At 54.1% G+C, this 15,537-nt stretch carries 14 protein-coding genes; 7 read left to right on the top strand and 7 right to left on the bottom strand.

The annotated features are described in order from the left end of the window. Positions 1–47: 47 nt before the first annotated feature. The 5 genes from ACZ2GZ_RS01525 to arcA all read right to left on the bottom strand — a co-directional run bounded on the left by ACZ2GZ_RS01525 (position 48) and on the right by arcA (position 7,350). On the bottom strand, positions 48–2,390 hold the full coding sequence (locus tag ACZ2GZ_RS01525) for a glycoside hydrolase family 31 protein (protein ID WP_021065977.1): 2,343 nt from the start codon (positions 2,388–2,390) through the stop codon (positions 48–50). Between the two features lie 178 nt (positions 2,391–2,568). After that, positions 2,569–3,531: a carbamate kinase gene (arcC, locus tag ACZ2GZ_RS01520; protein WP_029594557.1), complete on the bottom strand. Its 963-nt coding sequence runs from the start codon at positions 3,529–3,531 to the stop codon at positions 2,569–2,571. Positions 3,532–3,546: 15 nt separating this feature from the next. Beyond that, entirely contained in the window at positions 3,547–5,022 is a 1,476-nt protein-coding gene (gene arcD / locus ACZ2GZ_RS01515; protein ID WP_214715650.1) for an arginine-ornithine antiporter, read from the bottom strand. Between the two features lie 53 nt (positions 5,023–5,075). Further along, positions 5,076–6,104 (bottom strand): ornithine carbamoyltransferase, encoded by a 1,029-nt coding sequence (argF, locus tag ACZ2GZ_RS01510; protein WP_470295405.1) that lies wholly within the window; start codon positions 6,102–6,104, stop codon positions 5,076–5,078. 16 nt (positions 6,105–6,120) lie between these two features. Next, positions 6,121–7,350: an arginine deiminase gene (arcA, locus tag ACZ2GZ_RS01505; protein WP_470295597.1), complete on the bottom strand. Its 1,230-nt coding sequence runs from the start codon at positions 7,348–7,350 to the stop codon at positions 6,121–6,123. A gap of 342 nt (positions 7,351–7,692) precedes the next feature. On the opposite strand from arcA, the gene mgtE reads away from it, so the two are divergent. From mgtE to ACZ2GZ_RS01475, 6 genes are all read left to right on the top strand, one after another. Continuing rightward, a complete protein-coding gene (gene mgtE / locus ACZ2GZ_RS01500) occupies positions 7,693–9,051 on the top strand; it encodes a magnesium transporter (protein WP_021065972.1) in 1,359 nt (452 codons plus the stop codon). Positions 9,052–9,196: 145 nt separating this feature from the next. Next, positions 9,197–10,978, top strand: coding sequence for a solute:sodium symporter family transporter (locus ACZ2GZ_RS01495; RefSeq protein WP_214715653.1), 1,782 nt, complete (start codon positions 9,197–9,199; stop codon positions 10,976–10,978). 108 nt (positions 10,979–11,086) lie between these two features. Further along, positions 11,087–12,112, top strand: a complete 1,026-nt coding sequence (locus ACZ2GZ_RS01490) for a serine hydrolase domain-containing protein (protein WP_214715654.1) — start codon at positions 11,087–11,089, stop codon at positions 12,110–12,112. Continuing rightward, positions 12,112–12,498: a GNAT family N-acetyltransferase gene (locus tag ACZ2GZ_RS01485; protein WP_214715656.1), complete on the top strand. Its 387-nt coding sequence runs from the start codon at positions 12,112–12,114 to the stop codon at positions 12,496–12,498. Before ACZ2GZ_RS01490 ends, ACZ2GZ_RS01485 begins: the two co-directional genes overlap by 1 nt. Before the next feature lie 11 nt (positions 12,499–12,509). Next, positions 12,510–13,214, top strand: a complete 705-nt coding sequence (locus ACZ2GZ_RS01480; protein WP_214715664.1) for an SDR family NAD(P)-dependent oxidoreductase — start codon at positions 12,510–12,512, stop codon at positions 13,212–13,214. A gap of 88 nt (positions 13,215–13,302) precedes the next feature. After that, on the top strand, positions 13,303–13,509 hold the full coding sequence (locus ACZ2GZ_RS01475; protein WP_021065967.1) for a hypothetical protein: 207 nt from the start codon (positions 13,303–13,305) through the stop codon (positions 13,507–13,509). A 19-nt stretch (positions 13,510–13,528) separates the two neighbouring features. On the opposite strand, the gene ACZ2GZ_RS01470 is transcribed toward ACZ2GZ_RS01475, so the two are convergent. Continuing rightward, a complete protein-coding gene (locus ACZ2GZ_RS01470) occupies positions 13,529–13,960 on the bottom strand; it encodes a hypothetical protein (protein ID WP_021065966.1) in 432 nt (143 codons plus the stop codon). Positions 13,961–14,106: 146 nt separating this feature from the next. Here ACZ2GZ_RS01470 and ACZ2GZ_RS01465 point away from each other — a divergent pair, with 146 nt between their 5' ends. Beyond that, complete coding sequence (locus ACZ2GZ_RS01465; RefSeq protein WP_214715666.1) at positions 14,107–15,102, top strand: MDR family oxidoreductase; 996 nt, start codon at positions 14,107–14,109, stop codon at positions 15,100–15,102. A 60-nt stretch (positions 15,103–15,162) separates the two neighbouring features. Here ACZ2GZ_RS01465 and ACZ2GZ_RS01460 read toward each other — a convergent pair whose 3' ends face one another. After that, the gene (locus ACZ2GZ_RS01460; RefSeq protein WP_021065964.1) at positions 15,163–15,507 is read right to left on the bottom strand and encodes a YflT domain-containing protein; all 345 of its coding nucleotides are present in this window, start codon (positions 15,505–15,507) and stop codon (positions 15,163–15,165) included. Between the last annotated feature and the right edge of the window lie 30 nt (positions 15,508–15,537).

Here is a 15,537-nt window from a genome sequence, read left to right as displayed (position 1 = left end):
CAAAAAAAGAAGGGCATGAACCGCCCCTCTTCGTCACAATAAAGTATTCAGTCGAGCATCAATTCCATGATCGCGTCTTGCAGGTCGCGATCGAGTTCGAGCGCATGTAAATCGAACAGCCATGCTTCGAGTCGCGTCTTCGCCGCCGCTGACCGGTATAACCGGTCTTTTAAATCGTATGAGATTTCCGCACGGTCCAAGAAGCGATACAACCGATCGAGACGATGGTCGTTCGCCGTCACATCGACCGGGAGTTCCACGGTCAGCTCGTCTCTGATCGGTCCGAGCTCGAGGCGAAGCGTCTGTGTCTCCCGTTTGTATTCACCAGACCCGGTCACCCCTCGAAGGAGCAACGTGACATGGCGGTCCACCGGTAACACAGACCGGTCACCTGTCACTTGGATATGAAGGCTCCGTTCCTCCCAATCGAGCGTGAACGTCGTCTCGGCGTAGGCTCCCGTCTCATAGCCACGGTCCTTCCCATTGTCTTCATAGAGCGTGAACGTGTTCGAGGCGCCTGGGAAGATGAGCACTTCCAAATCGGCCGGGTTGTCGGTATCGTTTCGACCCGAATGGTGTGGTGCCATCGGGATAATCGCCCCGGCTTTGGCGAACACCGCCTGATCTTCGAGCCCACGGAACATGCGAACCGATTTGTCTCCGCTGTAGCGATGACCCGTGAAGAAGTCGAACCAGTCGCCTTTCGGTAGCCAGACGTTCGTCGCCGCCACGTGGAGCTGTCGATTCATCGGTTCGACGATTGGGGAGACGATGAGTTCACTGCCGAAGTAATACTCATTCGGCACCTCATATGCCGCGTCTTCGTCCGGGTGCTCGTAATACATCGGTAAGACGAGCGGCAAGGCGCCGACATGGTTGCGCCAGTTCATCGTATAGATATATGGAATCAATTGATGGCGCAGACGCAGGAACGTCTTCATCGACCGTTCCGCCTCGAGACCGAAGCGCCACGGCTCCTTGCCGTTGAACGTACTCAATGTCGAGTGCAGTCGCATAATCGGACTGAACACCCCGAACGCGACCCAGCGTGCGGCGAGCTCGTCGTCTTTCGAACCGCGATAATGCCCGCCGATGTCATGGCTCCACCAGCCGTAACCGATATTGGCCGCCGTCGCTGTAAAGTACGGTTGGAAGGCCAGGGACGCCCACGAAATCAGCGTGTCACCCGAGAATCCGACCGGATAGCGATGACTGCCCGGCCCCGCGTAACGGGAGAAGATGAGCGGACGGTTGCCATCCCGGGCGATATCGGTCGCATGATAGTGATTCAACATCCAGAGCGGGTCGAGCCCCTCCATTTTCGAGGTCGAGCCTTGTTGCCAGTCAATCCACCAAAAATCGACGCCGTCGACTTCATGCGGATGGTGCATCTGCTCGAAATAAGCTTGAATGAAGCGCTTATCAGAGAAGTCGAACGGGATGCGGTCACCCTGGGACGGGTCGATGCCCATCGCCTCGGCCATCGCCGTATACTGATCTTCGAAGGCACGCACGCCGTCCGCCGGGTGCAAGTTCAACGTGACGAGCAGACTCTCTTGTTTGAGCCACGTCAAGAAGCCTTTCGGGTCCGGGAACAGGTTTTTATTCCATGAATAACCCGTCCATCCGCTCCCGTATTCTTCGGGGACATCGGTGACGTGCCAATCCATGTCGATGACGCTGACCGAGAACGGGATGTCTTCTGTCTTAAACCGACGCATGAGTTCTTTATATTCCGTCTCGTCGTAGCGCCAATAGCGGCTCCACCAGTTGCCGAGCGCTTTTCGTGGCAACAGCGGCGTCGGGCCTGTCAGTTGATAGAAGTCACGCAGCGCCCGCTTATATTCATGTCCATAACCGAAATAGTACAAGTCATGGATATGCTTCCGTCTCGGTTCCACAAAACGATCCTCGGTCATGATGAACGAATCGGAGTCATCGATGACGGCATATCCTTGTTTTGAGGCGATGCCCTCACCGAGTTCCGTCGCCCCGTCGACATGGTCGAGCGTTCGCGCCGTCCCTTTCAACGTCCGCTCCGGTCCGTTAAATGTATAGCGGCTATAGTACGTACTGAAGTTCCCTTTCACATCGACGTAGAGCGTGTTCGGCGCGAACGGCCCTTTCGTGTAATAGAGGTGGACGTGCTCTGTGATGATTTGCAGTTCTGTCTCATCCTCGATCACGCGAAACTCCGGGACTGCGAACGCCCGGTTAAAGACGACTTGGGTCGGTCGGTCCTCGAACACCCCATCTTCCGCGTATTCCATCCGAATCAATTGGCTCGTCAGCACCGTGAAGCGATAGCAGCTCCCTTGGACGATTGCTCGATTATCTGCCTGTGGTTTCATTTGTTGCGTATAGACGTTCTCCTCTTCAAATAGACGCATAAGCTCGAGCGTTACCGCTCTTCGTCACTCCCCTTCTAATTTGTGCAAACGTTTACACTCAAAATGATAGCAATGTCTAAATCGACATACAACATTCCTTCCCCATGTCGGACCATAAAAAACGACGAGCTACCAATTCAGAAAAAAACCACAGACGCTGATGTCTGTGGCGTTGAGCTTATTGTTGGAGCGTCGCGGCGAGTCGGACGCGCGTCCCGACCTCACCTCGGACCGCCGCAAGGGCTTGTTCGAGCGACGTGATGACGGCAACCCGGTCGTGTCCTGATTCGGCGAACTGAAGGGCCGCCCGAACTTTCGGCAACATACTGCCCGGTGCGAATTGCCCCTCGGCGATATACGTCTCGAGCTGTTCTTTCGTCGTCTCCTCGAGCGCCCGAGCCGACGGGGTCCCAAAATCGACGAATACGTGCTCGACGGCCGTCAAAATGAGGAGCATGTCGGCGTCGACGAGATCGGCGAGTTTCGCAGCGGCGAAATCTTTATCGATGACCGCCTCGACACCGACATAACCATCTGGTGTATCGATGACGGGAATCCCGCCGCCGCCAGAGGCGACGACGATGTGCTCATGGGCGACAAGGTCACGGATGACCGCGTGCTCGAGAATCGCCACTGGAAACGGACTCGGGACGACGCGGCGATAGCCGCGACCGGCGTCTTCTTTGAACACATAACCGGTCGTCCGTTCCATCTGCTGCGCTTCCGCCTCGTCGTAGAAGGGACCAATCGGCTTCGTCGGGTGACTGAAGGCACTATCGTTCGGGTCGACGACCGACCGCGTGACGATTGGCGCGACCGAACGTTCCAAACCGCGCGATCTCAGAGCTTTCGTGAGGGCATTCTCGAACCAATAGCCAATCATCCCTTGTGTCATCGCCCCGCAAACGTCGAGTGGCAAGGCCGGCGTCGCCGGACTATCCGACGCAGCCTGTTGCAACATCAAATTCCCAACTTGCGGCCCGTTCCCATGGGTGATGATGACCTCAATCCCTTCGGCGACAAGCGCGGCCAGAGATTCAGCCGTCGCCTCGACGGCTCGAATTTGAGCCTCGGCCGTCGCATCTTTTCCTTGTTGAATCGCATTTCCACCTAGTGCGATGACTACTCGTTTATTCCGCATATTGGTTTCCCCCGATCAAAAGACTGAGATATTTCCTGAGACGATGCGCACGACGGCCAAGATGGCGAGCGCGGTCAAGACACCGGCCACAATCCATTCCGTCTTCGTCAACGTCTTGATGCCGTTCTCACGCTGTGCCTTGATATAGAGCAACGTACCTGGTGCGTACAGTAAGGTCGTCAAGAGCAGATAGTCGATTCCAGCCGCATAGATGAGCCAAATCCCGTAAATCGAGGCGACGGCTCCGATGATGAGATCGCGGGTCCGGCGTTCACCGGCGTTGTAGCCGATGCCGTTCTTCGCGACTTTGACTTGATAGAAAGCCGAGAAGACGTATGGAATCAAGATGGCGCTCGAAGCGAGCGAGAAGGCGAAATTATACGCCGCATCCGAGAACAGGAACGTGAAGAGGAACAATTGAATCAATCCGTTCGTGAGCCAGAGCGCGTTGGCCGGCGCGCTGTTTTTATTCTCTTTCGTGAACCATTTCGGGAACACGCCGTCTTTCCCGGCCACGAATGGAATCTCGGCGGCAAGTAACGTCCAACCGAGCCACGCCCCGAGGACAGAGATGACGAGACCGCCGTTGATTAGCATCGCGCCCCACGGTCCGACCGCCGACTCGAGCAAGTACGCCATCGCCGGTTGTGAAGCGTTCGCCACGTTCTCTGGATTCATGAGACCGAGCGACATGACCGAGATGAGCAGATAGATGACGAGTGTCCCGAGCAACCCGATGACCGTCGCTTTCCCGACGTCCGAGCGCTTGCGGGCCCGTCCGGATAAGACGACCGCCCCTTCGACACCGATGAACACCCATAGTGTGACGAGCATCGTCGAGACGACCTGGTCTCTCACACTACCCCATGAGAAACCACCCTGGCCCCAGAAATCGAACGTGAAATTATCGAGGTTGAAGAAGAATAAGGTGATGGTGATAAAAGCAAAAATCGGTACGAGTTTCGCAATCGTCGTGATGATGTTGATCATGGATGCTTCATGAATGCCTCGTAAAATGAGCGAATGAACGAGCCACAGCATAATCGAGGCGCCGATGATGGAGGCGATGTTTTGACCGCCTTCGAAGATTGGGAAGAAATAACCGACCGAACTGAACAGGAGCGTCGCATAGGCGACGTTACCAAGCCATGCGGAGAGCCAGTAGCCCCACGCCGAGTTGAACCCCATGAACTGACCGAAGCCGGCCCGGGCGTAACTGTACACCCCGCCGTCGAGGTCTGGACGACGCATCGTCAAATTTTGAAAACTGAGACCGAGTGCGATAATCCCGATTCCGGTGATGACCCACCCAATCAAAATCGCCCCCGCGTTCGCACCTTGGGCCAAATCGGCCGCCAAGTTGAAGGCTCCCCCGCCAATCATCGAACCGACGACGAGTGCCGTCAACGCCCCGAGCCCTAATCGTCGATCCTTTTTCTCCGGTTGTACGCCAGCCGTTCCACTTGAGTCATGCGCTATTTTCGTAGACATTGAACTCATCCCTTTCGTTTATTACGAACCGGAGGGGAAACCCCTCCCGTCCGTCAGCGTTCAAGCCATTCGTTCGTGTCGGTGAGCGTCGCCGCCATCACAGCTTTAATCGTGTGCATCCGATTCTCCGCCTGATCAAAGACGAAGGAATGACGACTCCGGAACACCTCGTCCGTGACTTCCATCTCGGTCAGACCGTATTCGGCATGGATGGCTCGGCCAACCTCGGTCTCCAAGTCGTGGAAGGCTGGCAGACAGTGAAGGAACATGACGTCTGGATTATTCGTCTTCGTGAGCATGTCCATGTTCACTTGGTAAGGATGGAGCAACTTGATCCGCTCGGCGAATTCTGCCTCTTCGCCCATCGACACCCACACATCGGTGTAAATCACGTCGGCGTCGGCGACCGCTTCATCGATACTCTCGGTCAACGTAATTTTCGCTCCCGTCTCAGCAGCGACCGAGCGGGCAAAATCGACGACCTCATCTGACGGCCAGAGCGATTTCGGCGCGCAGATGCGCATGTCCATCCCGACTTTGGCCCCACCAATCAAGAGCGTGTTGCCCATATTGTTGCGTCCATCGCCGACATAGACGAAGCGAATGCCAGACAACTCGCCTTTCTGTTCTTTGACGGTCAAGAAGTCGGCCAAGATTTGAGTCAGATGATATAAGTCCGTCAACCCGTTCCATACCGGGACACCGGCATCTTTGGCCAAACCTTCGACCGTCTCATGGGCGAACCCACGGAACTGGATGCCGTCGAACATACGTCCGAGCACGATGGCCGTGTCTCGCACCGATTCTTTTTTACCGAACTGGATATCCGATTTCCCGAGGTATTCCGGATGCATGCCGAGATCGATGGCCGCCACAGTAAACGCACAACGCGTCCGTGTCGATGGTTTTTCAAACAAGAGCGCCACGTTCTTCCCTTCACAGATGCGATGCGGGACGCCTTGTTGCTTTTGACGCTTGAAGGCGGCCGATAAATCGATCAAATAGTTCAACTCGTCTCCTGAAAAATCGTTCAATGATAGAAAATGACGGCCTTTCAAATCAAAGTTGTACGTTGTGGACATGCTCGTTTCCTCCTCGTTAAATGTCTTCGCGGATAATCGGACAGCTCATACAGCGTGGACCCCCACGACCACGCGACAGTTCACTCGACATGATTTCGATGACTTCGACGCCCTCGGAACGGAGCAACTCGTTCGAGACGTAGTTGCGGTCGTACGTGACGACGACGCCTGGGGCGATGGCGAGCGTGTTCGATCCATCGTTCCATTGCTCGCGGGCAGCGGCAATCGGGTCCCCGCCCCCACATGGAATTAAGACGATCTCATCGAGACCGAGTGCGGCTTTTAACACGTTCAACAGATCCGTATGCTGCGTGATGTGAAGTTCGCCTACGGCGTTCAACGTCAGTTCAAAGATATTCATCTTGCCTCCTGGACCTTGGATGAACGAATGAATCGTGAACTTGTCATGGTCGACCATCGTAAAGACCGTGTCGAGATGCATGAACGCGCGCGATTTCGGAATCTCGATGGCGATGACTTTCTTGAATGTACCGCCTTTTTTCAACAAGTTGAGGGCGACCCGTTCAATCCCTTGGGCCGTCGTTCGTTCGGAAATCCCGATGGCGACGACTTCCTTCGACAACACGAGCTCGTCCCCCCCCTCCATCGCGAAACGATAGTCGCGGTCCGACCAAATCGGGATGTCGTGTTTCGCGAATCGCGGGTGATAACGCATAATATATTGTGTGAACAACGATTCACGACGACGAGCCGGCTCTTTCATCCGGTTGATGGATAGCCCGTTGCCGATTGCTGCCGCCGGGTCACGGGTGAAGTATAAGTTCGGCATCGGATCGAGATAGAACGGATACGTGTCCTCAATCATCTCGTGTAAGTGGCGCCGTTTTTCGGGCTTAATCTCGGATTTCCGAATCCCGGCCATGACGGTCTCAATCAACTTTTCATTGTCGTAGGCGAGCAAATATTCTTTCAGCGTCTCGTACGAACCGTTGATATTTGATTTGGACTCTGACAAGATATCAGCGACGAAACGTTCACGGACACCCGGCAACGACAACGTCTCCGCCATCAAATTTTCGAGGTAGAGCACTTCGACGCCTCGGTTTTGGAGCACGCTCGCAAAGTAATCGTGTTCTTTTTGAATGACTGGAAGATGAGGAATGTCGTCAAACAGGAGTCGTTCCAAATATTCCGGGGTCAAATTTTCGAGTTCGCGTCCTGGACGTTTTAAAAGGACGGTCCTGAGTTCACCAATTTCTGAATACACGTGGATCGGATGTTTCAGCGTAGTATCCCGTGCGGTTTGTTGATCCGTCATCGATATCATCTCGCTTCCTCCTTGTGATTCGGGTGTGTTGCTACCCTTACATTATCAACTTACCCATTTCCACGATGGGCAAGTCCGACGTTTGGACTGTGGTGGATTCCACAGAAAAGTGCATAGATCATGACGTGACATGAATGAACAATCACTCGAGAAACGGTGTGGCCCCTCGAATCGAGAGAAAGTGACGTATACACGCTGTATAGATTGTGAAAAAAATTCATAGCTTTTTTTTGATTTTGTTTGAGACCGCTCAAACTCGTGACATAATATAGACAAATGATGTGAAAAGGAAGTGAGTCGATGGCAATCGAACGTACAGAACGCGCCCGTCATGAAGCCCAAGTGACAGCGCTCATTCAAAAAGGGGACCCGGTCGATTTCCGCGACGTGTTCCTCACCCTCCACCCTGGTGAACAGGCCGACCTGTTCATCGAACTTGAACGTCCGGGCCGTGAGTTCGTCTACGAGGCGTTATCCCCGGAAGCGTTCACCGACTTGTTTGAAAAACTTGAACTGGACGAACAGGAACAGTTCATTCAAGAGATGCCACGTCCGTTCGCCGTACGTGTGTTGAACGATATGTTCTCGGATAACGCCGCCGACTTGATGACCGAGCTCCCTGACGACTTCATGAACGAACTGTTCGAGTTGATGGACGAGACCGAGGCGACCGAGGTCAAAGACTTGATGCGCTATCCGGACGATACGGCCGGCGCCATCATGACGACCGAGTTTATCGTGTTGAAGGCGGACAAGACCGTCGGTGCGACACTCGAAGACTTGCGCGAACTTGGACCGGAAGCCGAGACAATCTATTACCTGTACGTCATCGACACCGATCGCCGGCTCGTCGGCGTCGTCTCGCTACGCGACTTGATCGTCTCCCCGCTCGACGTGCAAATCGCGGACATCATGGGCCGGCGCGTCGTGTCGGCCCACGTCCTCGCCGATCAGGAAGACTTGGCCCGGACCGTTCAGAAGTATGACTTATTGGCCCTGCCTGTCATCGACAGCGAGGACCATCTGCTCGGGATCATCACGGTCGACGATGTCATGGACGTCATCGAACGCGAGACGACCGAGGATTTCGAAGAGCTGTCGGCGACGAAAGGTTCGTCCGACATCAACATGGGACCGGTCGAGGCGGCGATGAAGCGCGCGCCATGGATTATTAGCCTCATGTTCCTCGGGATGATCACCGCGTCGACAATCGGTGGTTTCGAGGACACGCTCGAAACGATCGTCTTGCTCGCCGTCTTCATGCCGCTCGTCATGGGTTCGGCCGGTAACGCCGCCACCCAATCGCTCGTCGTCGCCGTCCGCTCAATCGCGCTCGGGACGATTAATCGAAAGAACGTGTTGAAGATGATTCGCCGTGAGTTCGGGACGGGGCTATTGCTCGGTCTCGCCTGTATGGTCGTCATCTTCGGCGTCATCACCGTCCTCTATGACAGTGCCTTAATCGGCATAATCGTCGGTCTGTCGATTTTTGCGTCGCTCAGCGTGGCGACCATCGTCGGGACGCTCGTGCCGCTCTTGATCAATCGATTGAAACTCGATCCAGCCGTCGCGTCGGGTCCGTTCATCACAACAGTCGTCGACAATCTCGGCTTAATCATTTATTTCACGGTCGCGACTTCGTTGCTTCGCTTTTTTTGACACCTGACCTCTCAGGTGTCTTTTTTTGTTGTGAGGTTTGTTACAGTTCTTTTACAAAAGAGAAAACGGGAAATAATCATACTTCCTGAAGGGTAGTTATGAAAAAGTACTTATAAATAAGAAGAAGTTGAGGGAGGGAATGTCGTTGACCATTCAACAAGTTGTTTACATATTAATCACAGGGGCCTTATTCATGGGGCTCGTCGCTTACGTCTCTTATCGCATGACGAAAGGGAAAGTCGAGAGTGCCGACGACTATTTCTTGGCAGGACGGGGGCTAACCGGCATCTTTATCGCCGGATCACTCTTATTGACGAACTTGTCAGCCGAGCAGTTGATCGGCTTAAACGGGCAATCGTTCGCCGGCAACATGTCGGCTATGGCGTGGGAAGTCACAGCCGGAATCGCCGCCATCATCATGGCGCTCTTTTTACTGCCGCGTTTTCTCGGAATCGGGATTTCGACGATCCCTGAATTTTTGAGCCAACGGTATGACGAGGACGTCCGCCGCTTGACGGTCCTGTTGTTCTTGTTCGGCTATATGTGCGTCACGATCCCATCGATGCTCTATTCCGGCGGATTGGCCGTCCTGCAACTGTTTGACGTACCGGAATTACTCGGAATCAGCTTCGAGCAGTCGCTCTGGCTCGTCATTTGGTTCATCGGGATTATCGGAGCCGTTTACGCCATTTTCGGTGGTCTCCGCGCCGTCGCCGTCTCCGACACGTTGAACGGGATCGGATTAATCATCATCGGTTTCCTCGTCCCGACGCTCGGCTTCATCGCGCTCGGTGACGGCAACCTCGTCGATGGGATGAAGACGATTGCAACCGAGAATCCAGAGAAACTGAACGCGATCGGTTCAGAGAACGATTCCGTTCCGTTCTTGTCCATCTTCACGGGGATGATTTTTGCGAACTTGTTTTATTGGGCACTCAATCAATATGTCATCCAACGGGCACTCGGGGCGAAGAACTTGGCCGAGGGTCAAAAAGGGGTACTTTTCACCGGTTATTTGAAGTTGCTCGTCCCGATTTTCATGCTGCTTCCAGGGATTATCGCGTTCCATTTGTATGGCACGAACGTCGATAAGGCGGACCTCGCTTATCCGAGCTTGATTGCCGACTTGTTGCCGATGTGGCTCATGGGCTTCTTCCTCGCCGTCTTGCTCGGTGCCGTGTTCAGCTCGTTCAACTCGTTGCTCAATAGTATCGCCACCTTATTCGTGCTCGATATTTATAAACCGAAGTTCAAACCGGACGCGTCTGACAAAGATTTGATTCGTGTCAGCAAATGGTTCGGGACGTTCGTCGCGCTCGTCTCGTTCTTCGTCGCTCCGAACTTGATGTACGCACCGGACGGACTGTGGGACTTGATTCGCCGCTTCACCGGTTTCTTCAATATCCCGATTCTCGTCATCGTCTTAATCGGGATGCTCGTGAAGCGCGTACCGCCGATTGCCGCGAAACTCGTCATCGGCTTCCACGTCGTCACGTATTACTTCCTCGTCTGGGGAACGGAGCAGTGGTTCGGCTTCGACCTTGGCATCAACTTCATTCACATTTACGGGATTTTGTTCGTCCTCGAAACGACCATCATGCTCGTATTCGCAAAAGTTCGACCGATGCAACACATCAATCCGATTCGCATCGATCTTGGCCGCGTCAAGCCATGGCGTCATGCAATTTCGACTTCCATCATCCTTGTCGCGTCGATGATTTTCGTCTACTTCGTCTTCTCACCGATCGGTCTCGCCTATGCGGACGGGATCGTCTCGAGCTGGTTCTGGCCGGCGACCATCGCCTTGTTCGTTGTGACGGGTGGCCTCGTTTGGGCGTCCTATCGCTACTGGCTCCCGAAATATGAAGTTTACTTGACGAATCTCGGTACGACGGACACTGACCGTGAAGAAGCGATTGGTGAATAATCAGCGTCTCCTCCGCCTTTGACGGAGGAGACATTTTTTTTGTGTGGTTAGGGATTGATTGGCCGTATGCTATGCTAAAAACACTAGACAAACTTTCGGAGGTGCCCGATGAACAAGCTTTTGGACGACGACTTTACTGACCTTCCCATTAAACCTGATTTTTCTGGATCGGCGCTCGTCATGCGACAGAACGACATCCTGTTCGACCATCAACAAGGTTATGCGAATCGTGCGGAACGAATCGAAAATCGAACGTCGACCCGATTCGGTATCGCTTCGGGCTGTAAGTTATTCACGGCCATCGCCGTCTGCCAGCTCATCGAACAAGGCAAGTTGGCATTTACATCGACGCTCGGCGAATGCCTCACCATCGATTTTCCAACGTTCGATCCGGCCGTGACAGTCGAACAGTTGCTCACTCACACGTCCGGCATCCCAGATTATTTCGACGAGTCTGTCATGGACGATTTTGAGGAATTGTGGCGGCAACGTCCGATGTATCACATCAGGCAGCTACGTGACTTTCTCCCAATGTTCCAGCACGAGCCGATGCGACAAGAACGGGGCGTGTTCCAATACAATAATGCCGGTTATATCCTGCTCGGCCTCATCATCGAACAAGCGAGCGAGTTGATGTTCTCGGACTATATCGAACGATTCGTGTTCAAGCCGGCCGACATGACCGATTCGGGGTACTTCTCGCTCGATGCCTTGCCGGCGAATACGGCGCTCGGGTATATCGACAACGCGGACGGCTCGTGGCGGACGAACCACTATTCCATTCCCGTCAAAGGCGGAGCGGACGGCGGCGCGTTCGTGACGGCACAAGATATGGCCAAACTTTGGTGCGCCTTGCTCGCTCATCACCTACTTGGCGAGGAGATGACATCACGACTGCTGACTCCTCATGTGAAGGTAAACGATAAAGGCGGACATTATGGCTACGGTCTGTGGATTCAATTGGATGCGAAGCGACACGTGTTCAAATATCATGTCATGGGTTATGACCCCGGCGTCAGTTTTCATTCTGCGTACTACCCGGCCACAGACATCGTCTCGGTCGTCTGTTCGAACGAGTCAGATGGTGCGTTCGACCTCATCAAAGCCATTGAAATGAAAGTAGGTGAAGGTTGATGGTCATTCGTCCTTATGAAGAATTTGATTTTGAACAGATTCAAGCGTTGAATGAAGCGGAAGGTTGGGGTCAACTCGTGCGACAACACGAGTTGACGAAACAGGCGTGGCGGCAATCGAACGTTGCCTATGTCGTCGAGTCAGAAGGACTGGTGATTGCCTACTTGCGTGGGTTGACCGACACGACCGTGAGCCTGTACGTGTGCGAACTGCTCATCGCGGCCTCGCACCGTCGCCTCGGGATTGGCGAGCAGTTGTTGTCACACGTCCATGCGCTCTACCCTGAGACGCGCCTCGAGATGCTCGCGAGTGCTTCATCCCACACGTATTACGAAAAACTGAACTTCCGTCCGTTTTACGGGTACCGGAAGACGATTCACGAATAGGAGGAACTGTCATGAAACTAGCCATCGTGACCGGTGCGTCGCGCGGTCTCGGCCGTGCCATCGCCGAGGAACTATTGAAGCGGGATTACGAGGTCGTCAATTTTTCACGGACGCAGGCGACCGATGCCTCGTTCCGTCACGTCGAGGTCGATTTGGCTGATCCGACAAGTACACTGGCCGCGCTCGAACACGTGAAGCCGCTCATCGAGACGGCGACATCCTTGCTCGTCGTCCAAAACGCAGCCTTGATTGAACCGATTCACCGGTCCGGCCAATTGGACGCCGCGCAGCTCATCGCCCACGTCCAAGCCAACCTGCTCGCCCCGATGCTCTTGACGAACGCGGTGCTCGCGTACGATCTGCCCGTCTCGCTCATCCACGTGACCTCTGGGGCCGCAAAGCGCCCGATCTCGGGCTGGAGTGCATACTGTGCGACGAAAGCCGGGCTCGACCATTTCACCGAGACGGTCGCCCTTGAATTGACCGGTACGAACGATAAAATCGCCTTGTTCAACCCAGGCGTGATGGACACCGCGATGCAGGCAAGCATCCGGGCCTCATCAGAAGACGCGTTCCGTGACGTGGAACAGTTCCGTTCTTACGTGACAGAAGGCCGATTGCGCACCCCTGAGACGGTCGCCCATATCTTGGCGGAACACTTACTAGACGAGCCGTTCGAGAATGGCAAGACGTATTCCGTATATGACCTCGCTTGATTTTTGACCTGGTATAAAATTCAGTCACCCTTTTCTTACTAGACCGCCTACACTAAAGGCAGACGAAACAAGAAAGGATGACTTAATCATGAAGACGATTGCAGGAGGATTATTATTTTTCGGATTGTTCAGTCTGACGCTGTCGTTCACGATGATTGGAGATACCGCCATCGTCGGCGCGTTAGTGAGCGGTGTCGCCGTCTTGTGTGGGGTCGGGCTCTGGTTCGGTGCGACGGAACTGACACGCATCCGTGCCTCATTCCTCGACAACAAAAAAACGTCTTTCCCTGAATGAGGGAAAGACGTTTTTGGATTCATTGATTGTCTTCGTCTTCGTAATCATCATCCACGTATTCTTCGAAATCATATTCTTCGAAGTCCGCTTCGTCGATGAAGATGTCGCGGTCATTGACGACGTGAATCGGACCGTTGGCCACATCGATTCGAATCGTCCATGCCCATGGAATGCGCAATCGGCTATAAACGCCTGTCCAGAATTCCATCGATTCTTGCTCGTATCGCTCGAACTCTGCCAGCAACTCTTTAAAAGTGATTCCTGACAACTGGAAGTTTGAGTCTTGGATTCGCTCAAGGGCATTATGCGTCGCCTCGAGCTCCGCCGCACGTACCATTTCTTCGGCCGTAGCCATCTCAAGAATGGTTCCATCCGGTGGCAGAATGTCGTATACGTTAAACAATTCGCCTTCTTCTACTTCTTCATCAAACTCATAGTCGTCGTGCCGCATGCTTCATTCCTCCTCACTCTAGTTGAATCTCTTTCATTGTACCATTCCACTCCCTGTTAGAACGAAACATTCGTGTATATATTTTGGCAGGTGGGGAATGATAACAAAGGAATAGAATACGTATCAGCGAAAGGGGCCAATTGACCATGAACGAATCATTTCAAGCACTCGTCCTCGACAAAAAAGACGACCGTCTCCATTCCACGGTGACCGACGTCAAATTCGACGCCCTTCCGAGAGAAGAAGACGGCAACGTCCTCGTCGAAGTCCATTATTCAGCGCTCAACTACAAAGACGCTCTCGGGCTGACCGGATCCGGCAAAATCGTCAGTCATTATCCGTTCATCCCCGGGTGCGAGTTCGTCGGGAAAGTCGTTGAATCCGACCATCTCGATTTCAAAGCCGGCGACGATGTCATTGCGACCGGTTTCGGCATCGGCGAACGACATTTCGGTGGCTTCAGCCGTTACGCTCAAGTCCCTGGGAACTGGCTCATCAAACTACCGAAAGGTATGGCGCTGCGAGATGCAATGACGATCGGAACGCCAGGACTTACCGCCATGTTCGCTGTTGAGGCGCTCGAACACGAGGGTGTGCATCCTGGTCAAGAAGTACTCGTGACCGGTGCTTCCGGGGGAGTCGGCAGTTTTGCCATCGCCTTGCTCCACAAGCTCGGCTACCACGTCATTGCCTCGACCGGCAAACAAGACCCGGCGTATTTGCGTGACCTCGGCGTCGAGAACGTGATGGCCCGAAGTGAACTCGAAGGACCGTCCCGTCCGCTGGATGAACAGCGGTTCGATGCTGCCATCGACTCGGTCGGAGGCGAGACGCTCGGTAACATCCTTAGCCGAACGCGCTACGAAGGGACCGTCGTCGCGTGTGGGCTTGCCGGTGGCCATGAGCTCCACACGACCGTCTATCCGTTCATCTTACGAGGCGTCCGGCTCATCGGCATTGATTCGGTCATGCAACCGATCGCCCGTCGCGTGAAAGCGTGGGAACGGCTCCATGAACTTGTCGACACACGCGTGCTGAACCATATGGTCCATGAGATTCCGCTGCACGACGTTCCGCGTCACGCCGAGGCGATGATGCGCAGTGAACTGAGCGGCCGGACCGTCGTCCGCATCCACGACTAATACAAACAGGGCTGAATCCTTCGATTCAGCCCTGTCTCTGTATTCTCCATGGTGGTGGAATTATAATGTGAATCCGGCTGGTGCGTCTTTGACGACGACAATCACCTTGCCTTGATCTAATTTCTTCTCAAGTTGATCGGCTTCGGTCGATGAGAAACCGAGCTGTTCGAACTGGGCTCGGAGCTCGTCCCCTTTTTTACGGAACAAGTTTTTCGCGGCCGTCCCCAGGCCGACGTCCGATGCCGTCACCGTATTCGCGTCGGCGTTATCGGCCACACGGTCGGTCCGGTCATCGTCGTGGGTGATGACATAAATGTGCTTGTCCTCAATCCCTTTCGCTTTCATCGATTGAATGGCGGTCACGACTTCTTCATCATTTGTAAACTCTTTGTACAAAACTGACATGTCTGTTCTCCTCCTTCGATAGCGTTACAT

It is taken from the genome of Exiguobacterium sp. KKT215 (assembly GCF_055635335.1).
The sequence above is the reverse complement of the archived record's forward strand: the minus strand, read 5'-3'. Positions and strand labels throughout refer to the sequence as shown.